Source organism: Rhizobium sp. IBUN (assembly GCF_000510625.1).
Taxonomy (GTDB): domain Bacteria; phylum Pseudomonadota; class Alphaproteobacteria; order Rhizobiales; family Rhizobiaceae; genus Rhizobium; species Rhizobium altiplani.
In genome coordinates this window covers 1-22,599 of sequence record NZ_AZNV01000055.1, presented here as the reverse complement: position 1 = coordinate 22,599, position 22,599 = coordinate 1, and the positions used below count along the sequence as shown (strand labels likewise).

The window sequence follows — 22,599 nt, the reverse complement described above, 5'->3', positions numbered from 1 at the left end:
TTTGGTTTTGCGTAGCTTGGCGAAGTATGGTGGAAAGCTGGAGAGCGGCTGAGGGTGCTACCGCAGAACCATAGCCCTTTCCCGTTCTCGGCGTTTTCGCATTTTGGGGGAAGCCGATGCAGGTCTTTGCCTTGGCACGAAAGCGGCCATCGAAGGCGCAACTGTTGTAGAGAAGTCTGCCAAGAGGCATTTCATCATCGGCCGGTCGCGTGCAAGGTGGCCAAGGATCGCTTCGGGAGCACCTATTTGCTTGTAGCTACACGGAACGATTGTCGTCATACTACGCTCAACGTCGGTTGAGGAGCAGGGCAGACCATGGACAAGTTAGGCCCGGTAGCGTTTGGACTGATCATAAGCGTTCTCGGCATCACACCAGCTCAAGCGTTTCCGGCAATTAGTCCACCCGGGATCCAATTGCCGCAGCAAATAGAAACCGTGCAATGGCGTCACGGAGGCGGCGGCCCATACGGCGATTACGGTGTAATCGTCGGCGGCGCATTAACACGGCCTCACTACGGTCCCTACGGGGCTACATATTACGGCTCGTTCTACGGGTATCAGCGCCGGCCAGATAGCTCTTATTGGCCGTACCGCGGGTATGAACCGTCAGTCGCCTATGAGGGCGGCGGCCATGTGAGTTGGTGCTATGCGCGCTATCGTACGTACAGGGCATTCGACAATACGTTCCAGCCTTACTACGGCCCTCGTCGCGAATGTGTCGGACCATATCGATGGCGCTAATCGCCTATCTCCTACCGCCAGGTGCCCCTAGTCTACGTTTCGAACGCCCTTCTGACGGATTCGAGCGTCATTGCGGCGATGCCGTTCGCCCCTCTGCGCCCTGTTCGATCCGGAATTCATTGCAGATCGCATTGAGGACTAAGCGTCATTTGCGTAGGTACATTGCTGCGCCCGCCGTTTCGGTGGCGGCCCGAAGCCGCTTGTCTCTAGTAGCCGCAAAACCTCACGTGCCCTACCCAAACAGCGACGATCGGCAGGATGAGCGATAGGCAAGCTTGCCATAGATCATCAATATGGACAGCCATGAGTTATAGAAAGATGACGCCAAGAGCGTTCTCGAACCAGTTTATGGCCAGTTCATAGATGGGTTCGATACTCCCGACCTGCAGAGAGCCGGAAATCTCTTGACGGAGTTGCGGAATTTTGGACGTGTTCAGAGTACATAGCGAGTTGCCAAGGCGATGCTCAAACACCCATCGGCTGACCCGCGGTTTCGCGGTTCACCGGATTATTCGTCAGCCAGCCATGGATTGAATGCACCACGACTGATCCCTCGCCGACACTTGAGGCAACACGCTTCACCGATTGGGCACGGACGTCGCCAACCGCGAATATGCCAGGGACGCTGGTAGCATAGGGCGAATTCCTGGGCGCCCCATTGTTGTCGTGCCCGGTGAGGATAAGGCCACGATTGTCGAGTTCGACACAGCCATCCAGCCAGTCGGTGTTTGGGACCGCGCCGATCATCAGAAACAGGCGGCCAACGCTGGCAAGATCCTCAAGAAATCAGTGATGGAACTTGGCGGGAGCGACGTCTTCGTCGTTCTCGACGATGCCGACCTGGACAAGGCGGTCGCCGCTGGGGTCGAGGCCAGGCTTCGCGGGTGCGGCCAGGTCTGCAATGGTGCGAAGCGCTTCCTCATCCACGAGAAGGTTGCCGACGAATTCACGAAGAAGCTAGCCGACAAGTTCACGAACACGAAGATCGGCGACCCCATGGATGAATCTGTCGGATTGGGGCCGATGTCTTCGATCGGGGCTCGCGACGATATCGCAGGACAGGTCGAGCGCGCAGTGAAGGCCGGGGCCAAGGTGCTGGTTGGTGGGAGCGCAATCGACGGACCGGGGGCCTACTACAAGCCGACCATCCTGACCAATGTGTCTCGAGATAACCCCGCCTATTTCGAGGAGTTCTTCCGCCCCGTGGCGCAGGTACATGTGATCAAAAATGATGATGATGTCGTCAGGATCGCAAACGACTCGAATTTCGGCCTTTCGGGGGCGATATTCACTGCTGACGTTGAGCGGGCGAAATCCCTCGCGTCGCAAGTCGAGACGGGCTCGGTATGGATCAATACGTCTTCTTTCACTGGACCGGAGCTTCCGTTCGGCGGGGTGAAGAGATCCGGCTACGGTCGCGAACTCGCAGGAGCAGGTATCAAGGAGCTGGTAAACCAGAAGATGGTGCTTGTCGCGCACTGAACTGTAGCGGGTACCGAGCCATCTGCTGGAGACTTTCGTTTTTGGAGAGATCCTTAAACTCGCCAGCGGCGCGCAAACCCGCCTCGAGTTTGCGCATTTTCGTGACAAGCAGCAGAACGAAGTCGATATCGTCATCGAAGATACGAGAGGGCGGATCGTCGGTATCGAGATAAAAGCGGCAGCATCCGTCTCGAGTTCCGATTTTTCGGGATTGCGAATTCTGGCCGAAGCATCCGGAGAACGGTTTGTTTCGGGCATGGTCTTGTATGACCACGAGAAGGTGATCCCTTTGGGAGAACGTTTGTCCGCTGTTCCAATATCGACTTTGTGGCGTTAGCGCGTGAGAATTTCGCTTCAGTCTTCAGACCCGATCAATCTAGAGACTTCCGAGGTTTCGATAACAATGGGTCTCAGGGTGCGCCCAGCGAAGGCTTGAAAGGAAGAAAACGTTTCCGGCCAGTTAGGCCAACGCATTGATCAGTACCATTTGCTCGCGAACCAGCCGCGGCGCGCATTCCGTCCAGCCCGTGGCTATATCGGTCAACACCAGCGTTTGCGAGAAAGCACCCTTTGCGTATGGGCCAGAGTGAGAAACGAGATCCGCCTCGCCGTGTCCATGATGTTCCATCGCTTCTATCAATGTTGTCAATAGTGGGTGTAGCCGCTTGCCGCAAATTCGATCCGACGCCTCCCAAACAACGACGAGCGCTGCCCGCACGTCATCACCGTAAACCCGCCACCCTGGCCGATTCCCTGGGACATCATCGCGGAACGTTTTCGAATTTGCATTGACGTTTATTTTGGCCTCTTTCGCGGCCGTGACAAAGGCGGCTCTGGTGCTTGTGGCAAGCGGCTCTCACGCAAGAATCGCAAGCGACCTTCCACGCGTCGTTTGGCTTAACCTCCGGCCATCGCTCGGCCATACGGGCCGACAGGCTTTGTCGTCAACCAGCAGTCACAGCGTAATAGCGAGCCGCCGGCAAATCGACCCGCTATTTGTCTTCCGGTTGCTTTTCTAGGACGTAGAGGCCCACGTCGATGGTCCCCGCCTTAAAGCCCGCAGCGCAGTAACACATGTAATAGTCCCACAAGCGGTAGAACTTCTCGGAATAGCCCATTGCTTTGATATTGGGCCAAGCAGCCAGGAATCGCTCTCGCCATTCGAGGAGCGTCCTCGCATAATCCATGCCGAAATATTCGGATTGTGCCAACCAAAGGCCGGTGCGCGCGGCCTGTGTCCGGATGACCGCTTTTGTCGGCAGCATGCCACCGGGGAAGACATGACGCTGAATGAAGTCTGACGTGCGACGATAGGCGGCAAATCGGTTCTCGTCGATGGTAATGACTTGGAGTACAGCATGTCCGCCTGGGCGAAGCCGTTTATGCAGCGTTTTGAAGAATACGGGCCAGTAAGCCTCGCCTACCGCTTCTAGCATTTCAATCGAAACAATCCGGTCGTAGGTTCCGGTCACATCCCTGTAGTCTTTCAGGTCAATCCTAACAGTTTCGTGGAGCCCTTCGGCTCGAATCCGCCCTGTCGCAAATGCCAATTGCTCAGTGGAAAGCGTGACGCCGCTTACCATCGCACCGGCACGGCCAAGCCTTTGGGCCAGCGATCCCCAGCCGCAGCCAATTTCCAGAACACGCTCCCCGCCCTTGAGCTTCAGCAGCTCTTCTACCCGCTCGAGTTTTGCTGTTTGCGCGCCTTCCAGGCTCAGGTTCGGCTCCAAATAGAGTGCCGACGAGTAGGTCATGCTCGGATCGAGCCACTGTCTGTAGAACGAGTTGCCGAGATCGTAGTGGTAGGCGATGTTCTTTCGGCTTCCGGCCTTACTGTTTGCACGCAGCGTGTGACGAAGCCGATTTAACAGCCTAGCGATTGCATTACCCGAAATCCTTCTATCAAGGAGATCGATGTTACGGGCGGCCAGCTCCAGGAAGTCTTCCAAATCCGGCGTCGTCCAATCCCCATCAATGTAGGCCTCGGCGAAGCCCAGATCACCGCGTGTCGCAAGCCGCTTGATGGTGCGCCACTTGCGAATGACGATCGTCGCGGACGGTCCCGGCCGGGTGCCGGTTTTCTCAACCCGTTCTAAGGATGGAAGAACCACTGTAATTTTACCGATATCTATCGAAGAAACGGCGGCAACTATTGCCTGCGCGAGAAGCCCGTCCTTGGTTAAAGTCCTGTTGATGGCTCTCTTAAGTATTCTTGCCAGGGCTACCACGATTATTTCCCGAAAATCTCATTGTTGCTTGCGAGGACTTGTGCGTCTATGCCTCGACCACTGCTACGCCAAAAGCAGGTCAGGTGGTGTCCCGGTAGCTTGATGTCTTGGGTGGGGGCGGGCTGGTTCGGAAGCTTGCGCCCTTCAGCCATAGCCTGAGTGCCTCCCAGTGGATACAGGCCATCACCTTCAACGTCATGAAAGGGAACCGCAGGAGGCAGCGAGCGAGGTTGGCGTCGGTCAGCGGTGCCGCGTCGGCGTTGAACGTGGCGGCCAGCACCGGTTGCCCGCCAGCAGTCTCGTGGATGCGCACCCGCACGGTTTTGCCGGGCGGCAAGATACGGAAGTGGTAGCGCAGCCCCATGTCCATGAAGGGCGACACGTGAAAGATTTTCGTCCTCCTCTGGCGGATACCGGCTGGACTTTCCTCGCCCGGAAGCACCGGCGCCACATAGTTATGCCGCTCGCCGAAAGTGTTGCGCACGGCGTAGATGATCGCGATCAATCGCTCGTTCTCATCATAGGCGAAGTAGGTCGCGAGCGGGTTGAAGACGTATCCGAACATACGCGGATAGGCGAGCAGCAGGATCCGTGCCGCCGGCTTCTCGAGTCCGGCGTGTGCCAGCAGGCGATCGACAAACTGGCGCAGCATCTCGTCCTTCTCGTCGACGTGATCACGCTCGTGAAAGGAAATGATGCCAGGCCGATTGACCGACAGCAGGCTGGAGAGCTCGGCAAGATCGCCAAGGCGGTCGATATCTACTAACAAGGAAAAGACGCTGTAGCTGAAGCGATGGCCGAAGGGACTGAGCCGCTGGTGCATGACCTTACCTGGAAAGAGCGTGCCGGCCGCCGCGGGCGGCGGGCCGTTGTTGGCCATGCTCGTGATGCGGTTTTTCCTCATTCTTTACCCCTTGCCGAGTCCGTCACCGGGAAGGCTGCCAGCGCACATTCTTGCACAACAGCCCACCCAGAATGCAGCCGCGGGTGAGAAGCGATTTGTCGGAGACCCGCACGGTGACCGAAAATGTGCGGTCTCGTTTCGGGTCATAAGCAGTCCCTGCTAGTGTATCGGACGATTTCGGCTGAAGGGACATGACCAGGCGATCGCCGGCCTCTTCACCCTTGGTGGTATCGCGGATCCACAGATTGGTCGCGCAGATATTGCTGCCGCAGGGTGCTATGCGCACACGCGCGTTTCCGTCGTCGCGTAGCCAGATACCGCTCGGATCGGCGGATTGCTGCGCCTGCACGGCGGCTGTCGATATCAAGGCGGCATACGTAGTCAGAACCGCTATCCTCATCGGTCGATTCTCCTTCTTTTCGTGACATACGCACGGGCAAGTCGATCGGTTCACTCGAGGTGATCCGCCGAGGCGGTGATGCCGTAGAGAATGTCGACACCATCGTGGGGACACCATATGAAAACCATGATCACGGCCTATCTGGCGACAGGCGTCGCTTTCCTGACTGTCGACGCCATCTGGCTTACGACGATGGCAGATATGCTCTACCGACCGCGTCTGGGCGATAAGCTTGCGCCGCAGTTCCACCTGGCCCCGGCAATCTTCTTCTATCTGACCTATGTCGCCGGCATTGTATTCTTCGCCATACTTCCGGCTCTCGGGAAAGGCGGTCTTTGCAGGGCTGTACTGAACGGCGCCGTGCTTGGTCTTGTGGCCTATGGGACCTATGACCTTACCAATCAGGCTACGTTGAAGGACTGGCCACTGGCCATCACGCTTGCCGATATTCTCTGGGGCGCCTTGGTAACTGCCGTTGGCGCATCAGGCGGCTTTTGGGCCGCCAGCCGGCTCGGATGATTGCTCGGCCTGCGCAAGGAGGTTGGAGAAAATAAGGGCGACGAAAGCTGTAAGGGTGCAGGCGCTGATGAGATTAAGCCGCGCCAGAGCGTAATATTCGGCCGCGTCATACCACGCTAGCGGCGGCCCATAGGCATCGTGCCACACTAGAAAGACGCCGAAGGCAACTGCGGTCAGCGCCAACCCGATAAGGCGTTCGTGCGGGCGAAACAGCAAGAGGGCGATCACCGCGCAGGGAACGAGGAAGATCTCGACCCCGGATGCCGTGCCGAAGAGCCAAGCCGAAAGTACCGTATTTCCGATACCCGCCAGCGGCAGAAGCGCCCGGGCGGCGACGCAGTTCCAACGTGCAACGGCGGGCACGACGAGAAAGAACGGCGTTGAAAGGAAAGTGAACCAGGCGGGCGTTATGTCGGCGCTAACCAGCCAGAAAAGGTAGAGCGGATAAAACGGCTGGTTCGAGGCAATCAGAAGTGAAATGACGTTCGCTGCAGCGACACGTGGGTCTGGGTGGCGAGCGTAGGCTCGCACGATCTTTGTAAGTGTTCTGAAAAGGGACGTCACGGCCGTGCGCTGGCGGGTCGCAGGCGATAGTGGCTGACACCCCATTCCTCGCCATTGGCATGGCCGAAAAGCCCGGCCGTTGCGAGAAAGAATATCCGCCAGCGCCTCATCCAGAGCGCCGCATCTTGCCCGTAGGTCGCCTCAAAGATGGCGCGGATGATGTGGCGGTTCCGGTCGAAATTATCTAGCCAGTCAATCGCCGTGCGTTCGTAATGTTTTCCGCTCCAGCGCCAGTCCCTTTCGACAATGAAGCTGTCGCTAAATTCTCGGACCAGCTCGTGGCTCGGCATGATGCCGCCGGTGAAGAAATACTGGGCGATCCAATCCGCCTTGTCGGCATGGTCGAAACGGTAAGCGGTCTTGCGATGGGAAAAGATATGCAGGAAGAGCCGGCCGTCGTCGCGGATCCAGACGCGCACCCGTTCAAGCAGCGACTTCCAGTTGGACATATGCTCGAACATCTCGACGGAGACGATCCGGTCAAAGGTATTGTCGGGAGCAAAGCTATTCATGTCAGCGGTGATGACCGTCAGGTTCAGAAGACCGCGCCGTTTGGCTTCAGTCTCGATATAGCTGCGTTGCGATGAAGAATTCGAAACGGAGACGATCCGGGCCGACGGATAACGCTCGGCAATGAACAGCGACAGGGAGCCCCAGCCGCAACCGAGTTCCAGAATATCCTGTCCGTCCGCAAGGTCTGCATGAATGCGGGTTTCATCCAGCGCCGCAATCTCAGCTTCCGCTAGCGTGCTGTTGGGTGAGGTATAAAGGCAGGAGGAATATTTGCGGCGCGGACCGAGCGTCAGCGCAAAGAACGCCGTCGGTAGGTCGTAATGCTGCGCGTTGGCTTCATCGGTGTGAACGGCGATCGGCCATCCGGTCATCGATTGCGCAAACTCGCGATCCGTCACACCGCCTCCGTCCGCCAGAAGCCTGCGCGTGCGACCGACGAACCGGCTGATGCCGAAGCGCAAGGCGTCATCAGGAAGCGGCAGCTGCTCGGCGGCAGTGATGGCGGCAGCGACAAGATTCATGTCAGCTTTCCCCGTTTTGCAAGCCAGGCCAGAAAGCATTGACGCGATTGGCGTAGGCGGAGAAGGCCGCGCCGCGTGAGCGCATCATATGCGCTTCGAGCGGCGGAATTCCCGAGACATGCACGAGCAGCCAATACATGAAGGCGGGACCGACAAGCGCCAGCCAACCCCAGCCCCATACCCCTGCGGGGCCGATAGCGATGACTGCATATCCGGTCCATCCGAGCCACTGGAAGAAGTAGTTCGGATGGCGCGAGAGGCTCCACAAGCCCTCGTCACAGATCCCTCCGCGGTTCGCGGAATTACCGCGAAATCGCGCCAACTGCGCATCGGCGAAGCCTTCTCCGACTATGGCTATAACAAGGATGGCAATGCCGGCGAAATCACTCCATTGCAGGCCCGTTGACGGGTTTCGTGCCGCGATGAAAATGGTTGCAGTTAAGAGTAGCGCGGCTCCTGCCTGTATCTGCAGGAACAGGTACAAACGTAAACGCCAGCTTTTGCCCCATTCCTCACGCAGTTTGACATATCGTGGATCCTCTCCGCCCTGTAGGGTGCGCTGCAGGATATAGAGGCCTAGGCGGCAGGACCATAACCCGGCGAGGGCGGCGACAACGAGCCGCCGCTGCCATTCTCCCTCCCAGCCATCGACCGGGACGAGCGACGCTGACATGCCGGTAGCTCCGACGAGAAACGACCAGACTACGTCGATCCAGCCGGATGCCGCGCTTCTTACCACGGCAAACCAGACAGCAGTCATCGCAAGAGAAACAGCGGCTGCCAGCAGGATGAAAAGCGCGGTCGCCGCCACGGCTCAGATCCCGAAGATCGGCTGCAGCATGCGGCCGATAAAGCTTTTGAACCGCATCTTTCCCTCCATGGCGGCAAGGCAGATGCACTCGCCATTCTTGTCGACAATAGGTTGATGCTCGGCATCTTCATTCATTTCCGCAAGATCACCAGGGCGGAAAGTGCCGAACCGATCTGAGAACGAGCCCGAGACGACATAGGTGAATTCCGTGCCGACATGTCCGTGATCGGGGAGGGCGCGGCCCGGGCCAACCTTGAGCAGGATGAGATTGGCATCCGGATCGTGCGGCACGCCGACCCGGCTCATCCTCATGCCGGGGCCGATCCAGCGCCAGCGCCCGATTGCGCAGCCGCGCAGGGCCTTTGGCAGGGGAATGCCCTCGATCTCCACCGGCGCAAGTGGCGGCGGAACGAGGGAGTGCCCCGCGTCCTCATCATCGAGCATTGCAAGCACATCATTCAGCGCGGTGGCCGAAAGCGTCGTTGGTTCTATTTCTTCCAGCAGGGCACCGCCGAGCGCCTCATGTTCGCGGACGCGAGAGCGGCAGGCCGGGCAAGATGCCAGATGCGCCTCGACCGCGATGGCCGGACCTGCGGCAAGCGTGCCGGCTGCAATGCGCATCAAGGTTTCGTCGGTTGCGTGGTGTGCGATCGTCATGATTTGTCTTCCAGCAGCGCGCGCAGGCGGTTCATTGCCAGGCGTGTTCTAGATTTTACCGTGCCAAGCGGGATGCCCAGTTCATCGGCGATTTCGGCTTGCGATTTCTCGTTGAAATAGGAAAGGCGGATGATCGTCTGCTGCTCCGGTGAGAGCGTGGTCAGCGCCCGGCGCACCAACGCGTCCCGCTCGGCCCCAATCAATCCCTCCTCAAGCGTGTCCGGTGTATTCTCGGGATCGGGCGGCAGAGCTGAGGGATTGCGCTGGCGGCGCACGTGGTCGATGCGCATGTTGCGGGCTATCGTAAAGATCCATGTGGCAACACCCGCCCGCGCAGGGTCAAAATACGAAGCCTTGCGCCACACCGTCAGCATCGTCTCCTGCATGAGCTCCTCGGCCATGCCCGACGAGGGCGTCCAGCGCAGAAAGAAGGTTTTCAGCTTCGGCCCGAAATGGCGGAAAAGCCGCGCAAAGGCCTGTCGGTCGCGGTCTTGAGCAATCTGAACCATCATCTCTGCGAGCGCATCGGGTGAAGGCGCCTGCTGTACATCCCTCGAACTCACCACGGCAAGTCGCCGGCCTCTCGGCACGCCTGGTCTGCGATCCATCTCAATGGAGCTCGAAACTTCATTCATGCATCCTTTTACGCGGCGGTCTCCAAAGCGGATCACACGTGCAGAAATCGCTTGTAGTGATCCGCCCGAAGCCGCTCTTCGTACACGTTACTATAAGGTTTCGACAATATCGACAGCTGCAGAAGGATCGACATGCGCCATTTTCCTCAATCGGACCGGCCGATGAAGATTGCTGTTGTTGGCACGGGCATCGCCGGTCTTTCCGCTGCTTGGCTTCTTTCGAAACGTCATGAGGTGACGGTGTTTGAGGCTGACAATCGCGTCGGCGGTCATTGTCACACCGTCAATGCAGGCGGTGTCCCGGTCGATACGGGCTTTATCGTCTATAATGAAACGACTTATCCAAACCTGACGGCACTATTTGCGCATCTTGATGTCTCGACCAAGGCCTCGGACATGTCCTTTGCCGTTTCGATTGACGGAGGGCAACTTGAATATGCGGGAACGAACCTTGCCGGTCTATTTGCCCAGCGCAGCAATCTTGCAAACCCACGGTTCTGGTCGATGCTGCGCGACCTCGTGCGCTTTTACCGCGAGGCGCCGAGCGGCGTGCGAAATCTCGATCCGTCCGCGAGCCTCAACGACTATCTCGATAGCGCAGGCTTTGGCCGAGCCTTTCGAGAGGATCATCTATATCCGATGGCGGCTGCAATCTGGTCAACACCGGCGCTGGAGATCGGCAATTATCCGGCGCATTCCTTCGTAAGCTTCTGCGAGAACCACGGCCTTCTGAAATTCGCGCGTCGGCCGATCTGGCGCACGGTGGTCGGCGGGAGCAGCGCCTATGTAGAGCGGCTGTCCGCGCCCTTCCGCGATCGCATTCGTACCAATGCCCCGGTGAGGTCGATTCGTCGCGTGAATGGTGCGGTGGAGGTTTTCGTGCCCGGCGTACAACCAGAGTGGTTCGACCATGTCGTGATTGGTACTCATGCCGATGAAGCACTCGCTATGCTGGCCGACCGGTCGCAGCGCGAGGCGGAACTGCTGAGCGTTTTTGCCTATGGCGATAACGAAACCGTACTCCATGGGGATGAAAGCCTGCTGCCCCGCCGCCGACGCGTCTGGGCGAGTTGGAACTATCTGGCATGTTCCGGGCGTGATGGCGCCGCGCGGCAAAAGCCCTGTGTCACCTACTGGATGAACCGATTGCAGGGTATCGCCGGACCGCGCTCCTTCTTCGTGACGCTCAGCCCGCTGCATGACCCGGCCGCAGACAAGGTGATCTGGCGCGGCAGCTACAAGCATCCCTTGTTCAACGCAGCCACGCTTGCAGCGCAGAAACAGCTTTGGTCGCTCCAGGGTGAAGCCAACACCTGGTTTTGCGGCTCCTACTTCGGATCCGGTTTCCATGAGGATGCGATCCAGGTCGGCCTTGCAGTCGGCGAAAACCTGGGCGGTATCGCTAGGCCGTGGTCTGTCGACGGGGAATCGGATCGCATATTTCGAACGGTCGGTGCGCGATCGTGAGTTTCCGTGTGAGTGTGTGTCTCGTCGAAGAGCCACCCATAAGCGACCCTCTTAACCGAGAATGTTGAAGCGAGAAACGTGTCCGACATGAGTAAACAGTCCGTTTTGATAAACGCAGCAATGGCGATAATTCCCGTAGTTATGGTTTCGCTGCTCGGCCAATTGGCCACCTACCCAAATATTGCTGGTTGGTATTCTGGACTGCTCAAGCCGGCCCTTAATCCACCGGGTTGGATTTTTGCGCCTGTTTGGACCGCACTGTATATTCTGATGGCTTGGGCGGCATGGCGTGTATTGACGATGCCTTCAGATCGCCTTGGCCGTAGCACTGCGCTTGTCTTCTTCTTCACCCAGCTTGCTATGAACGCTGGATGGTCCTGGATGTTTTTTGGACTGCACTGCCCCCTGGCGGGTTTGATCAATATCGTGCCGCAACTGCTGGTGATCGTGCTAACGCTTAGATTATTCTTTCGACTGGACCGAGTTGCGGGGATGAGCCTCGTGCCGCTTGCCGCATGGGTTTGTTTCGCGACCTTGTTAAACTTCGAGATCTGGCGGCTAAATGGCTAATTCTCAACCTCTCGATCGTGACGGCTCGAGCGACGTGGCGCCTATTGTGGTCTGGTTCCGCGATGACCTTCGTCTTGGAGATAATCCAGCATTTTATCACGCTGTAGCAACGGGGCGGCCGCTGGTGTGCCTCTTTATAGACGAAGTCGCTGGACGAGATGTGCGGCCATTGGGCGGTGCTGCGCGATGGTGGTTGCATGGCTCGCTGTTGGATTTGGACAAATCATTGCGCGAACGTAGCGGACGCCTGCTTTTGTTTCGCGGCGTTGCCGGAGAGATCGTGCCCCTCGTCGTTGCTGCTTGTCGGGCCATCGCAGTTTACTGGAACCGTCGATATACCGAAGCAACGCGCCGGACTGACGAAGATCTGAAAAAGTCCTTCAGACAGCAATGCATTGACGCCAGAAGCTTCAATGGCAATCTGTTGTACGAGCCCTGGACGCTGTCGACGAGTGCCAAGGTACCGTTTAGGGTGTTTTCGGCATTTTGGCGTGAGGCGCAAGCTTCTGGTGAACCGGACCCGCCATTGCCCATCCCAGCACGACCGCATTTTTATGCCATTCCACACGAGGTCGAGGTGCGAAGGCTGCGGCTTGAAGATCTGCATCTGGAGCCTGCCGCACCCGACTGGGCTTGCGGTCTACGCACAGCATGGCGGCGCGGTGAGCGTGGCGCCCACACACGCTTGAACAACTTTATCGGCGGTGGCCTTGCACATTACGAAGACTCGCGCAACCGGCCCGATCGGCTGGCCACGTCGCGCCTTTCACCCTATCTGCGCTTCGGCAACATTTCAGCTCGTCAGATCTGGCACCAAGCGAGCATTGCCGCCTACGCGCGAGGTCCAGCGCAGACTACGCGTAATCTCAAGAAATTCCAGTCAGAGCTTGGCTGGCGCGAATTCTCATATCATCTACTCTATCACAATCCCGATATTGCAAACCGAAACCTGCAGAAGAAATTCGATCGCTTTGCCTGGCGCACCGACCCCGAGGCGCTAGTGGCATGGCAGCAGGGCAGGACGGGATATCCACTCGTGGATGCCGGCATGCGGGAGTTATGGAACACCGGCTACATGCATAATCGCGTGCGCATGGTGGTTGCATCTTTCCTCATAAAGGATCTTTTGATCGACTGGCGTGAGGGCGAATCCTGGTTCTGGGACACGCTGATCGATGCGGATGTCGCCAACAACCCCGCAAGCTGGCAATGGGTGGCCGGCTCGGGTGCGGATGCCGCCCCGTTCTTCCGTGTCTTCAATCCCGTGTTGCAGGGTGAGAAGTTCGACCCCGATGGCGACTATGTGCGTCGCTGGTTGCCGGAGCTGGCGCACCTGTCCGCGAAATTCATTCACCGTCCATGGGAGGCGCCCGACCTGCTTCGACGGCGTGTGGTTGATGTATATCCCGATCGAATCATCGATCATGGCAAGGCACGCAAACGGGCGCTGCAAGCTTGGTCCGAATTGAGCTGAATCTCTCGGATCCCTTCCGACACCGGTTGCGCCAACGTCACCGTCGGCGAATGTGAAGATCGTGTCGAGATGCATGGCAGCGCGTAGCTTTGGTTGCGACAATAGCGCGCTCGGCCGCACCTTTTTCGAACAGCGCCTGGGCAACCTGGCTGATCGCCTGGCGCGAGGTCCGCTCGCTCATGCCGATTAGCACGTTGCCTTTGCCGATTGGCATGACGTCATCGGCATATGTTCGCATCTCCGCAAGCGTTTCTTCCGGCGCAACTGGAATGGCGAGGATCAAGTTTTGAGGCGCCCTGGCTTCTCATAGCAATTAGTGCCGCTATTGCGGTCCCTCCCGTCGCCAGACCATTATCGACAATGATGGCACGCATCCCTTCGGCGCCCGGTCGTCGAGATAAATCGCGCGTCGAAGTTCGATCTCGCCGAGTTCACGTTGTCGAGTAGCTGCCTCGTCGGCCTGATGCAAATCAATGCCGGTTTCACGATCTGATGTACCTTTGGCGGTATTTGGACGATCTCGTCGAGTCCGTAGCCATCCTGATCAACTGCACGCTCCGGCGTCGGGTCGCTTCGAAAAGTGCCCGTTCGCAGACCGCAAGCGACCCTCGCCTTTCACTCTTTACTATTTGACGATGTGCGCATTCCAGTGTGGGTCTGCATCAGATCGCTCTGCGAATAGGCTGATCGCAAAGCGGCTGACATGAGATCATCGCGTTCTCGGAGCCCGCTGTTGAAGAGCCGCGCCACCAGCACGGTTAGCTTTCCGATAGCGACCGGGTCGCTGGAAAATCCCCTTGCTTGGGAGACTTCCTTGACGACACTCGCGCACAAGCGCGCCTCCTCCTTTGTTGGCAAAGACGTCGGTTTCATTTCTCACTCCGGGAACGGGCCCGCCCGACGGGCGGCCCGGCGTCGATGGTCTTAGAAATCCATGCCGGCGCCAGTAGGGATCGCCGGAGCGGCTTCCTTCTTGGGTTTTTCGGCTATCATAGCCTCCGTCGTCACCAGCAGGCCTGCAACAGAGGCTGCATCCTGAAGCGCGGTGCGCACGACTTTGACCGGATCGATCACGCCCTGTGCATAGAGATCACCATATTCGGCGGTCTGGGCGTTCCAGCCGTAGGAGAAGTCGGGCTTCTCGCGCAGCTTGCCGACGATGATAGAACCTTCTGCGCCAGCATTCTCGGCGATCTGACGGACAGGGGCCTCGATCGCACGTCGGACGATGTCGACTCCGACACGCTGGTCCGGGTTTGCCACATCAAGATTGTCGAGCGCCTTAATGGCCCGCAGCAGTGCCACGCCACCGCCCGGCAGAATGCCTTCCTCAACCGCCGCGCGGGTCGCATGCAACGCGTCGTCGACACGGTCCTTCTTTTCCTTAACTTCGACTTCGGTCGAGCCGCCGACGCGAATGACAGCCACACCGCCAGCGAGCTTGGCAAGACGTTCTTGCAGTTTCTCCCGGTCATAGTCGGAGGTGGTTTCCTCGATCTGCGCGCGGATCTGCGCAACGCGGCTGTCGATCTCGGCCCTGGAACCGACGCCATCGATGATCGTCGTGTTCTCTTTCTCGATCGCGACCCTCTTGGCACGCCCAAGCATGTTCAGCGTCACGTTCTCCAGTTTGATGCCGAGGTCTTCGGAAATGACCGTGCCGCCGGTCAGGATGGCAATATCTTCCAGCATAGCCTTACGCCGATCGCCGAAGCCCGGAGCCTTGACGGCAGCAATCTTCAGGCCGCCACGCAGCTTGTTGACGACCAGCGTAGCGAGTGCCTCGCCTTCGACGTCCTCGGCGATGATGAGAAGCGCCTTGCCGGACTGCACGACGGCTTCGAGAAGCGGGAGCATCGATTGCAGGTTCGAGAGCTTCTTCTCGTGGATGAGGATACAAGGATCTTCGAACTCGACCCGCATCTTGTCAGCATTGGTGACGAAGTAGGGGCTGAGATAGCCGCGATCGAACTGCATGCCTTCGACGACTTCGAGCTCGGTTTCGGCGGTTTTGGCTTCCTCCACGGTGATGACGCCTTCGTTGCCGACCTTCTCCATTGCTTCAGCAAGGTAACGGCCAATCTCGGAATCACCGTTAGCGGAGATCGTGCCGACTTGGGCGATCTCGGAATTGTTGGAGATCTTGCGCGCGTTGGTCTTCAGTTCCTTGACGACAGCGTCGACGGCAAGGTCGATGCCGCGCTTCAGGTCCATTGGGTTCATGCCGGACGCCACCGCCTTGGCACCTTCCCTGACGATTGCCTGGGCAAGAACGGTCGCCGTCGTTGTGCCGTCGCCAGCGAGATCGTTGGTCTTCGAAGCCACCTCGCGCAGCATCTGGGCTCCCATGTTCTCGAACTTGTCCTCAAGCTCGATTTCTTTGGCGACCGTTACGCCATCCTTGGTTATGCGCGGCGCGCCGAAGGACTTGTCGATAACGACGTTACGACCCTTCGGGCCAAGTGTCACCTTCACAGCATTGGCAAGCACATCCACCCCACGCAGCATTCGTTCACGGGCATCGGTGTGGAACTTGACTTCTTTCGCAGCCATTTCTTTAACTCCTCAATAGGCAGCTAATTTAACTGATCGGTCGGCCTTCAGGCGGCCTGCTTCTGCTCTGCCGGGGCTTCGATGATGCCCAAGGCATCGCTTTTCTTCATGATCAGCAGGTCTTCGCCGTTGATCTTGATCTCAGTGCCGGACCATTTGCCGAACAGGATGCGATCGCCAGCCCTGACGTCGAGCGGCTGGACCTGGCCGGCATCGTTACGCGCGCCGGGTCCGACGGCGATGACCTCGCCTTCCTGTGGTTTTTCTTTGGCGGTATCGGGAATGATGATGCCGCCCTTGGTTTTTTCTTCGGACTCAACCCGGCGGACTAGAATGCGATCATGAAGCGGTCGGAACGACATGTTTTCCTCCGATGGACAAACAATGATGACGTTGTTCCCCTGGCCGAACCGGATGACCAGTCCGGGCGGGAGCAAAACCTCAGTCGAGCGTTTTGCGCGAAATGATCTGGTTTTGCGATTTTTCGATTTCAAGAGGTCAAAACAAAAAAATGACTCTCTTCAGAGGCGGCTGCTAACACGCTGGAAAAAAACAACAACAGGGGTCTTTACGTTTGAAAATCCGTTGCTGGCCTCAAAATTTTGCGCCACATTCGCCAGTGTCACTAAACGGAGATGAAGCATGGGATTTTCATCGGATCTGGAGTGTCAGCTCAATGGCTTCGGCCTCACCCACTGCCCATAAACTCTACCGCATTCCTGATTTTGAATCCGTGCTGCAACCCTTCGTTTGGCAAGATTGCTCCCGATTTTCCTGCGATGCAGAAGTTCCTTGATTACTGGCGGGCCAATCTCGATGGGTGCTGCATTCCATCCGCTATACGTATCAGCGCCTGACCGGGGTGCCGCGTCGAAGGCGAGTTCAAGCTGCACTGAGACTTGAATCCGGATTCTTCGGTTCTTGGCTTTTTTCGTGACGCAGGTTTGATGAGCCCGGCCTATCGCACGTCACCGGTCTCCGTGTGATGATGGGTCGCGGAAGCCAGTTGCTCCAGACTGCTTGCGTAGGTCGTCGGAATTTAGGGGCTCATCTTGTGACTGAACTGTTTTCGAGACATCACAACATCCTCCATGAAGAACGTCTCTGTTTCGATCGCTTTGGAGGCCCCGCTAGAAGAGCGGGCAAGCGTTGGGACTGAAGGGTCGAGGCAAATGCCTCTGGCCGATAAAGGCGGTTGCCGGTCATTCGTTCCGGCGTTGTCGGATCAGAAATGTCGGTGAGCGGTTTCCGATAAGCCGTGGCCGCTCGCTCGCCTGATAACGCTTCGAGCCGCAAAGCCCGCCTCTAGGCATGCCGCGAGAAAGAGTTCTTTACTTACCGCGGGAGGAGTTTGTCGATTGAGAGCATTTCGGCAGCTCGCTACTGCTGCGTCGTGATACGCACCGTGTACCTTGGGCCAATCGTTCTCAAGAAAGTCCAAGGTGTCGTGGATACTTTGGAACGACTTCTCAGTGCCATTCGGAAGCCGAACATTTACGGGAACTATTCCAAAGGATATCTGACGTCGGCATTTTTTCCTCCTTTTCCTACCAACGACAATAACCAAAAGTTAGTATTGGAGACGGGCGCGTGCAAGGGCCAGCGGGTGAGCGCCGCTAGGCGGTTCAAGACCCCCGGTCGGCCATACGCGAGGGTCTCAGAGCCAGCCCTCAGCGTAATGCCTCGGATCAGCAGCCGATGTGGCTCGGAGGCCGATTATACCCTCATGCGGTTCCGGCTGGTCGACCAGGGCGAATTCCAAAAAGGCGGCCCAACGCATTTTTGGCGAGAGGTCTCCGGAACGCTGCCGGGGAGCTGCTCGAACGGGCATGGCGCGGCAGCAGAGCGATAGGATCCATGACCGGGTTTCGTATGGCCTCTCCTCGCCGCGAGGCGTTCCGATGCGCCCGAGCCCCCCGTAAGCCTTGCCGAGATAGGATGTCTATGGATGTTGGAGCGGTCGGCGGAAGAAGTGGCACATAGTTGCAAGCCATTCGCGCGATCGTACGAAATCGGTGTCATCAGCCGTCTTGTCTTGGGAAACCCGCCACACCAGATCTTCTAGCGCCACCGCCAGGTCGAAAGGTCTCAGGATGCGGAAGGTCGAAGAACGGGTTTCTCCTTTATCAAAACTCAACACGGTGAATGCTGTCGCAGGAGCGGTATTGTTTTTCTGCCCATGGGTTCTGAGCTACGAAGGGGCTTTGCTCGCATCAATCAACGCGTGGATCGGTGGGCTGGCGTTGATGGTTCTCGCCGGTGCTGCTGCAACGGACATCTGGCCAAAGCTAAATCTGGTATGTCTGTCGATAGGCGTCTGGATCTTCGCAGCCCCATGGATCCTGGACTTTTCGAACAAAGCCGACCCTACCACCTCGCACCTCGCGGCAGGGGCCATAGCGATTCTTGTCTCCCTTGTATGCTTAGGTGGCAGATGGATCACGAGACCGCATCAATGAAGTTGCCGCCGCAAGTCAACGGCTCGAACCGTCGGTATAGGAATTCGGCGGTGGTTGCCTGAGCTCAATTGAACACCGCCGGAGCATGGGTATGAGGGGGTCAACGAACAGAATAGGCAAGTGATCGACATGATTGGGGTTATGATAGCCAGGGATGTGCAACGAGCTCAAAGCTCGCAGATTTGACCTGGACCCAATCCGCGTATCGCTATACCGGCCCGCGTTGGGCGCAGCCGGACAGCGCCGACGCAACGACTTTTGTATTCCATGCGATTTTCAACCTGGTTGGCTCAATGTGGCCGAGTTCGCTCGGCGCTTCGGCAAGGGGCTGGATTTCGATAAGCTGACGACTTTGAGGATCGTCGATGGCGCAACGGTGCGCGTCGTGATCGAGGCCGCCAGTCGCAGGAGATCAAGGCAGCGTAAACATAATGCAGCCGAATTGCCTAAGGTGCCCCGCGCGATGAACGTTCGAAGGTTGGGGCACTAAGAGGTGCCCCAACCCAGCCATTCTAGGCAAGCGAGTGTTGACCGCCAGCGCCGGTCTTCGTCCCGAGCGGTCCATCTACGCCCGTTGACAATCCCGCATCGCGGCAGGCGTCAATGAACGCTTCGCGCGCGATGGTGACTGGCGTCATTCGGTTTAGAGCACGGCGGCACGTTTGAACCGCCCGATTGTAATTTCTGCCTCGATAGATGGCCCAATCGCCTTCCAGAAAGTCGAGCGCGTCGTTGACAGAAGCGAAGACCTGGGAGCTCTCGTCCTTCATGCGGACGGCGACGGGCGTCATCCAAACCAATTCCGGGTGAAGCATGATGTCCTCCTTTCGCATTCAAACCGGATGAAAAAGAAGAAAAAAAATATCGGTGCCGAGCGAGTGAATTTCAAGGCCTCAGAACCTGCCACATCGTCGACGCCGACTGACCATCGTAGCGAACAGATCGTCACCTCACCCCTTCCATACACAATGACAGCGGAGGCGCGCGCCTGGCAAAGGCACTCAGGATCGCGCTACGCCGGTGGCCCGCCGATGCTAAGTTCTCCAGTTCCTGCGATTTGGGGGGACGCCTTGGACATCAACCTCCGAAAGTTACTCGATAAAGGTCAGAATCTCCTTAAGCTCGCCGCACATTTTTTCAGCCTCGTCTTCAGTGAGTGCTAGGCTGGCAAGGCGCGCAACATACCTGACGGTAGCGATATCTATCGACGTGATCTGCGTCCCATGTGGCAGTCGACAACGAATGACTGAACCAGATGCTGGCTGCGGCGAGGATCGCGACGCCAAGAGCGGCCGGCGTCTCCTGGACTTGTGTCGACTCTCATCGGGAAATCGACTAATATCAATATAATTCAGTGCGTTAATGTTTCAAGGAGAGTGGATTATCTCAGGTGGAAAACCGAGGCGCGACCATATTTTGGCCGAGGTAGAGGGAGGAGCAAATGGCTATGACAATGACTTCGGACGACGTCATTGTCATCCTGGGACCTGTCGACGAAACGCTGGTGGCCGAGGTCATCGCGAAAGGCGCCACGCAGGCTGAACTTGCCGAGGCATTTGCGTGGGCCAGCAACGACGAAGTCTTGTTGGGTGAAGGCCGGCATCTGCCGACGGTGAGGGTTGATCTGCTGTCCGCCGACGAGGAAGAGCAGGATGAATAGCGTTCTGGCCACTGCCCCCCGGCGCGATCGACCCGACCGGTCATATAGCCCTTGCGATCGATCACCTCCACCACGACTGGCCAGCGAAGGACGGAGATCGTAAATATGGCTATCACTGCTAGATGAATGGCGGGCGGCCAGGTTTCAAATATATCCGAACCCACGCGTCGTCGATAAGGGCACTCCGCTCGAGGAGGAAACCGTGATCCGATGCGGACAAATCCCGCCGGTATGGGTTTCGCTGGGGTGTATGATAGTGAACAGTCGCCATCGAGGAGGATTTCAATCGCTGCTGCATCGGAGCACCAGAGATGGCGTGACGACCAGATCGCTGAATGTGCCGTTGAAGAGCAACGTTGTCGTTCTGCGCCTGTGATTGTCGGGTTTGAATTCCGTGGTGGGACCGACGGCGGCAATCTGCGCCCGCCTTATGTGAAGGCTTGCGCGATATACAGAATATAGCTCCAAGCTATGAGCTCGATTTGGTTCGCCAGGACTGAAACACGCAAATTTTTCTCAAGCGCAGCTCTTGAATCCGAAATTCTCAAAAACCAAATCGATATCCGCCAGCCGCTGAGGATAGGGCTGGCTTGCTGGAAGCGCCGTCTTTCGGCGCTCCGTACCCATGTTGCTTCAAGGAGGATATGGCTATGGCAACATCCTACGACTATGCACCGCTGTTCCGATCCAGCGTCGGTTTCGATCGGGTCTTCAATCTTCTCGAAAATGCTCAGCGCGCCCGCTCGATCAACGACTGGCCGCCCTATGACATTGTCAAGACTGGCGATGACAGCTATCGGATCTCAATAGCGGTGGCAGGTTTCGCCTTGGACGATCTCGACATAACATTCCAGTCCAACCTTCTGACCGTGACCGGCACGAAGCAGGAGGCGGCTGCCGAAGCCTACCTTCATCGCGGCATAGCCGGCCGGCCGTTCGAACACCGGTTCGAGCTGGCCGACCATGTCAGGGTGAACGGAGCGGATCTAAGGAACGGTCTTCTGTCCGTGGATCTCGTCCGTGAGGTCCCGGAGGAAATGAAGCCGCGCAAAATCGCCATCGAGGCCGCTTCAAGTGTTGAGCCGTCGGCTTCTCCCACGCAGATTGAAGCGCAGAAGGCCGCCTAAGGAGAACCCGTCAAGGAGGGCGTCGCTGCGGCGGCGCCCGTCAACATCGCGGGTTGGGAAGGAGAGCGTAATGAAACCCGACATGTTCAAAGAGCCTGTTTCTATTCTGGTCGGCCTCGGCTTTCCGGCCGAAGTTCGCAGCGCGATGGACGCCTACCGGTATCTCGTCGAGTGGCCGACGGCGCTCAGAGATACCGCGCACTCGGTTGCGCTTAAGGCGTGCCAAGCTGCGCTGCGCGGTGAAATCGAAGCGGAGACCGCCCGCGGCCTATTTGCCGCCTTTGCGGAGAAACACAATCTGTTGGCGCCGGAAAACAATGTGATCGTCGCGTCTCGCCTGCGACGGGACAGGGATCCGCACCTACGCTGAGGTAAATAGACGATGGACAATATGTTGGAGCAGGCTGCCAACACTGCCATGACGATCGGGCCGACAGTTCTAGCGCCGCAAGGGCTGCTGTTTCGACGGCCAATCGATGTGGTAAGGGCGCCAGTACTTTCTGTCGATGATAAGCGAACTATCCTCGCGGCATGGGCTTCGGACTTTTACGCGATCGATTCGAAACCGTCTCTCCGTCACGTTCCAGGAACACCGGAGCCAGTTTCGATCGATGAGGTTCAGTCTGCCCTCAGAGAACTCGATCGGCGCTACGATACCTGAGATCAGGCTGTCAGGCCGTCTATCTCGGCGACTTCCGCAGCTGCTTGACGGTGCACCAACAAGCGAGCGTTGTTCGTCGCCGCCAGGCTCTACGGAGTTTAATGACTCCGGCTCGCGAACGGGCGTTAGTCGCGAAGGCTCTACTAGCAGCGGCGATCGCCTCGGTGTCGTGTGTGAGGGCATGGCCATATGGGGCGAGGCAAAAGCGGTGGTTAGGGGAAATTGGTGGCACTTGGTGCGTCGTCTGGCCGACAAAGCGGACGATGATGAGATTGCTCCGCGAGCCAGTTCCATAAAGCGCAGCCTGGCAAACGACCTGGCCGCCCAACGGGCCACACTTGAGTGCACAGATTTCTTCACTCAGAAAACAAAGGGTTACGATCGGTTTAGAGGCCGCCTGAACGAGCGGCGACCCCGAAGAGTGCTCATCCCCGGGGTTGTGCGCCACACTCAGCAGGTAGGAGATGCTACCACTTATGTTCGTATAGGTGGCAGGGGGAAACGGCTGAACGTTTACTTTCGCCCGGCTTGCGGTTCAACTGTGTTTTGGAAACCTGAGTCTTGTCCAACCGTTCCCACGGGCGGTCTCCACTTTCAGCGAGCCCCCCGGCAGCGGGCGCAACAACTCCTCCTCAGGCTTGTCAAGGTCGAGC

The 22,599-nt window shown here is 57.9% G+C and carries 24 protein-coding genes and 6 pseudogenes; 13 read left to right on the top strand and 17 right to left on the bottom strand.

Annotated elements, in window-relative coordinates; genetic code table 11:
• Window positions 1–315: 315 nt before the first annotated feature.
• Entirely contained in the window at window positions 316–741 is a 426-nt protein-coding gene (locus RHIBUN_RS35980; RefSeq protein ID WP_084659886.1) for a BA14K family protein, read from the top strand.
• A 465-nt stretch (window positions 742–1,206) separates the two neighbouring features.
• On the opposite strand, the pseudogene RHIBUN_RS35975 reads toward RHIBUN_RS35980, so the two are convergent.
• Window positions 1,207–1,497: pseudogene (locus tag RHIBUN_RS35975) on the bottom strand (FAD-dependent oxidoreductase); the annotation flags it as partial.
• Window positions 1,498–1,533: 36 nt separating this feature from the next.
• Between RHIBUN_RS35975 and RHIBUN_RS0129665 the strand changes: the two are divergent.
• Both RHIBUN_RS0129665 and RHIBUN_RS35970 read left to right on the top strand, forming a co-directional pair.
• Window positions 1,534–2,223: an aldehyde dehydrogenase family protein gene (locus RHIBUN_RS0129665; protein WP_245271764.1), complete on the top strand. Its 690-nt coding sequence runs from the start codon at window positions 1,534–1,536 to the stop codon at window positions 2,221–2,223.
• Between the two features lie 22 nt (window positions 2,224–2,245).
• Window positions 2,246–2,560 carry a DUF4143 domain-containing protein gene (locus RHIBUN_RS35970; RefSeq protein ID WP_198021196.1) on the top strand — a complete coding sequence of 105 codons (315 nt, stop codon included), beginning with the start codon at window positions 2,246–2,248 and terminating at the stop codon, window positions 2,558–2,560.
• Window positions 2,561–2,701: 141 nt separating this feature from the next.
• Here RHIBUN_RS35970 and RHIBUN_RS35965 read toward each other — a convergent pair.
• The 4 genes and pseudogenes from RHIBUN_RS35965 to RHIBUN_RS0129645 all read right to left on the bottom strand — a co-directional run.
• Window positions 2,702–2,932 (bottom strand): annotated as a pseudogene (locus RHIBUN_RS35965) (transposase); the annotation flags it as partial.
• A gap of 283 nt (window positions 2,933–3,215) precedes the next feature.
• Window positions 3,216–4,451, bottom strand: a complete 1,236-nt coding sequence (locus RHIBUN_RS0129655) for a cyclopropane-fatty-acyl-phospholipid synthase family protein (protein WP_025662397.1) — start codon at window positions 4,449–4,451, stop codon at window positions 3,216–3,218.
• A gap of 79 nt (window positions 4,452–4,530) precedes the next feature.
• Window positions 4,531–5,355, bottom strand: a complete 825-nt coding sequence (locus RHIBUN_RS0129650; RefSeq protein WP_025662396.1) for a DUF1365 domain-containing protein — start codon at window positions 5,353–5,355, stop codon at window positions 4,531–4,533.
• Window positions 5,356–5,377: 22 nt separating this feature from the next.
• Window positions 5,378–5,755, bottom strand: coding sequence for a DUF2147 domain-containing protein (locus tag RHIBUN_RS0129645; RefSeq protein ID WP_018116541.1), 378 nt, complete (start codon window positions 5,753–5,755; stop codon window positions 5,378–5,380).
• Window positions 5,756–5,872: 117 nt separating this feature from the next.
• Between RHIBUN_RS0129645 and RHIBUN_RS0129640 the strand changes: the two genes are divergently transcribed.
• A complete protein-coding gene (locus RHIBUN_RS0129640; RefSeq protein ID WP_025662395.1) occupies window positions 5,873–6,274 on the top strand; it encodes a DUF2177 family protein in 402 nt (133 codons plus the stop codon).
• Here RHIBUN_RS0129640 and RHIBUN_RS0129635 read toward each other — a convergent pair.
• From RHIBUN_RS0129635 to RHIBUN_RS0129615, 5 genes are read right to left on the bottom strand one after another with little or no spacing between them, the layout of a single operon-like run.
• The gene (locus tag RHIBUN_RS0129635) at window positions 6,239–6,838 is read right to left on the bottom strand and encodes a hypothetical protein (RefSeq protein WP_025662394.1); all 600 of its coding nucleotides are present in this window, start codon (window positions 6,836–6,838) and stop codon (window positions 6,239–6,241) included. The genes RHIBUN_RS0129640 and RHIBUN_RS0129635 overlap by 36 nt on opposite strands.
• A complete protein-coding gene (locus RHIBUN_RS0129630) occupies window positions 6,835–7,872 on the bottom strand; it encodes a cyclopropane-fatty-acyl-phospholipid synthase family protein (RefSeq protein WP_025662393.1) in 1,038 nt (345 codons plus the stop codon). The genes RHIBUN_RS0129635 and RHIBUN_RS0129630 overlap by 4 nt, the downstream gene beginning before the upstream one ends.
• A 1-nt stretch (window position 7,873) precedes the next feature.
• Window positions 7,874–8,683 carry a DUF1295 domain-containing protein gene (locus RHIBUN_RS0129625; protein WP_025662392.1) on the bottom strand — a complete coding sequence of 270 codons (810 nt, stop codon included), beginning with the start codon at window positions 8,681–8,683 and terminating at the stop codon, window positions 7,874–7,876.
• Between the two features lie 3 nt (window positions 8,684–8,686).
• Entirely contained in the window at window positions 8,687–9,340 is a 654-nt protein-coding gene (locus RHIBUN_RS0129620) for a ChrR family anti-sigma-E factor (RefSeq protein WP_025662391.1), read from the bottom strand.
• Window positions 9,337–9,948 carry a sigma-70 family RNA polymerase sigma factor gene (locus tag RHIBUN_RS0129615; RefSeq protein ID WP_245271762.1) on the bottom strand — a complete coding sequence of 204 codons (612 nt, stop codon included), beginning with the start codon at window positions 9,946–9,948 and terminating at the stop codon, window positions 9,337–9,339. The genes RHIBUN_RS0129620 and RHIBUN_RS0129615 overlap by 4 nt, the downstream gene beginning before the upstream one ends.
• Before the next feature lie 189 nt (window positions 9,949–10,137).
• On the opposite strand from RHIBUN_RS0129615, the gene RHIBUN_RS0129605 reads away from it, so the two are divergent.
• The 3 genes from RHIBUN_RS0129605 (at window position 10,138) to RHIBUN_RS0129595 (ending at window position 13,486) form a co-directional block, all read left to right on the top strand.
• Window positions 10,138–11,442, top strand: coding sequence for an FAD-dependent oxidoreductase (locus tag RHIBUN_RS0129605; RefSeq protein ID WP_245271761.1), 1,305 nt, complete (start codon window positions 10,138–10,140; stop codon window positions 11,440–11,442).
• Between the two features lie 87 nt (window positions 11,443–11,529).
• A complete protein-coding gene (locus RHIBUN_RS0129600; protein WP_025662388.1) occupies window positions 11,530–12,012 on the top strand; it encodes a TspO/MBR family protein in 483 nt (160 codons plus the stop codon).
• Window positions 12,005–13,486 (top strand): deoxyribodipyrimidine photo-lyase, encoded by a 1,482-nt coding sequence (locus tag RHIBUN_RS0129595; RefSeq protein WP_051420129.1) that lies wholly within the window; start codon window positions 12,005–12,007, stop codon window positions 13,484–13,486. Before RHIBUN_RS0129600 ends, RHIBUN_RS0129595 begins: the two co-directional genes overlap by 8 nt.
• A 42-nt stretch (window positions 13,487–13,528) precedes the next feature.
• Here RHIBUN_RS0129595 and RHIBUN_RS37020 read toward each other — a convergent pair.
• The 3 genes and pseudogenes from RHIBUN_RS37020 to RHIBUN_RS0129575 form a co-directional block, all read right to left on the bottom strand.
• Window positions 13,529–13,706 (bottom strand): annotated as a pseudogene (locus RHIBUN_RS37020) (arginine deiminase family protein); the annotation flags it as partial.
• A gap of 704 nt (window positions 13,707–14,410) precedes the next feature.
• Window positions 14,411–16,039, bottom strand: coding sequence for a chaperonin GroEL (groL, locus tag RHIBUN_RS0129580; RefSeq protein WP_025662384.1), 1,629 nt, complete (start codon window positions 16,037–16,039; stop codon window positions 14,411–14,413).
• A gap of 47 nt (window positions 16,040–16,086) precedes the next feature.
• Window positions 16,087–16,401, bottom strand: coding sequence for a co-chaperone GroES (locus RHIBUN_RS0129575; RefSeq protein WP_025662383.1), 315 nt, complete (start codon window positions 16,399–16,401; stop codon window positions 16,087–16,089).
• A gap of 280 nt (window positions 16,402–16,681) precedes the next feature.
• On the opposite strand from RHIBUN_RS0129575, the pseudogene RHIBUN_RS35955 reads away from it, so the two are divergent.
• Window positions 16,682–16,976: pseudogene (locus tag RHIBUN_RS35955) on the top strand (aspartate-semialdehyde dehydrogenase).
• Window positions 16,977–17,264: 288 nt separating this feature from the next.
• On the opposite strand, the gene RHIBUN_RS35950 reads toward RHIBUN_RS35955, so the two are convergent.
• Entirely contained in the window at window positions 17,265–17,480 is a 216-nt protein-coding gene (locus tag RHIBUN_RS35950) for a DUF982 domain-containing protein (protein WP_245271760.1), read from the bottom strand.
• Between the two features lie 652 nt (window positions 17,481–18,132).
• On the opposite strand from RHIBUN_RS35950, the gene RHIBUN_RS35945 reads away from it, so the two are divergent.
• Entirely contained in the window at window positions 18,133–18,498 is a 366-nt protein-coding gene (locus RHIBUN_RS35945; protein WP_084659882.1) for an SPW repeat protein, read from the top strand.
• A gap of 231 nt (window positions 18,499–18,729) precedes the next feature.
• On the opposite strand, the pseudogene RHIBUN_RS38085 reads toward RHIBUN_RS35945, so the two are convergent.
• The 3 genes and pseudogenes from RHIBUN_RS38085 to RHIBUN_RS37695 form a co-directional block, all read right to left on the bottom strand.
• Window positions 18,730–18,912: pseudogene (locus tag RHIBUN_RS38085) on the bottom strand (Tn3 family transposase); the annotation flags it as partial.
• Window positions 18,913–19,010: 98 nt separating this feature from the next.
• Window positions 19,011–19,313 (bottom strand): DUF982 domain-containing protein, encoded by a 303-nt coding sequence (locus RHIBUN_RS0129555; protein ID WP_025662379.1) that lies wholly within the window; start codon window positions 19,311–19,313, stop codon window positions 19,011–19,013.
• Window positions 19,314–19,592: 279 nt separating this feature from the next.
• Window positions 19,593–19,712: pseudogene (locus RHIBUN_RS37695) on the bottom strand (Asp-tRNA(Asn)/Glu-tRNA(Gln) amidotransferase subunit GatC); the annotation flags it as partial.
• 233 nt (window positions 19,713–19,945) lie between these two features.
• Here RHIBUN_RS37695 and RHIBUN_RS0129545 point away from each other — a divergent pair.
• The 4 genes from RHIBUN_RS0129545 to RHIBUN_RS0129525 all read left to right on the top strand — a co-directional run bounded on the left by RHIBUN_RS0129545 (window position 19,946) and on the right by RHIBUN_RS0129525 (window position 21,946).
• A complete protein-coding gene (locus RHIBUN_RS0129545) occupies window positions 19,946–20,158 on the top strand; it encodes a hypothetical protein (RefSeq protein WP_025662377.1) in 213 nt (70 codons plus the stop codon).
• Window positions 20,159–20,808: 650 nt separating this feature from the next.
• On the top strand, window positions 20,809–21,285 hold the full coding sequence (locus RHIBUN_RS0129535; protein ID WP_025662376.1) for an Hsp20 family protein: 477 nt from the start codon (window positions 20,809–20,811) through the stop codon (window positions 21,283–21,285).
• Between the two features lie 70 nt (window positions 21,286–21,355).
• The gene (locus RHIBUN_RS0129530; protein ID WP_025662375.1) at window positions 21,356–21,655 is read left to right on the top strand and encodes a DUF982 domain-containing protein; all 300 of its coding nucleotides are present in this window, start codon (window positions 21,356–21,358) and stop codon (window positions 21,653–21,655) included.
• Window positions 21,656–21,667: 12 nt separating this feature from the next.
• Entirely contained in the window at window positions 21,668–21,946 is a 279-nt protein-coding gene (locus RHIBUN_RS0129525) for a hypothetical protein (protein WP_025662374.1), read from the top strand.
• Window positions 21,947–22,599 lie beyond the last annotated feature (653 nt).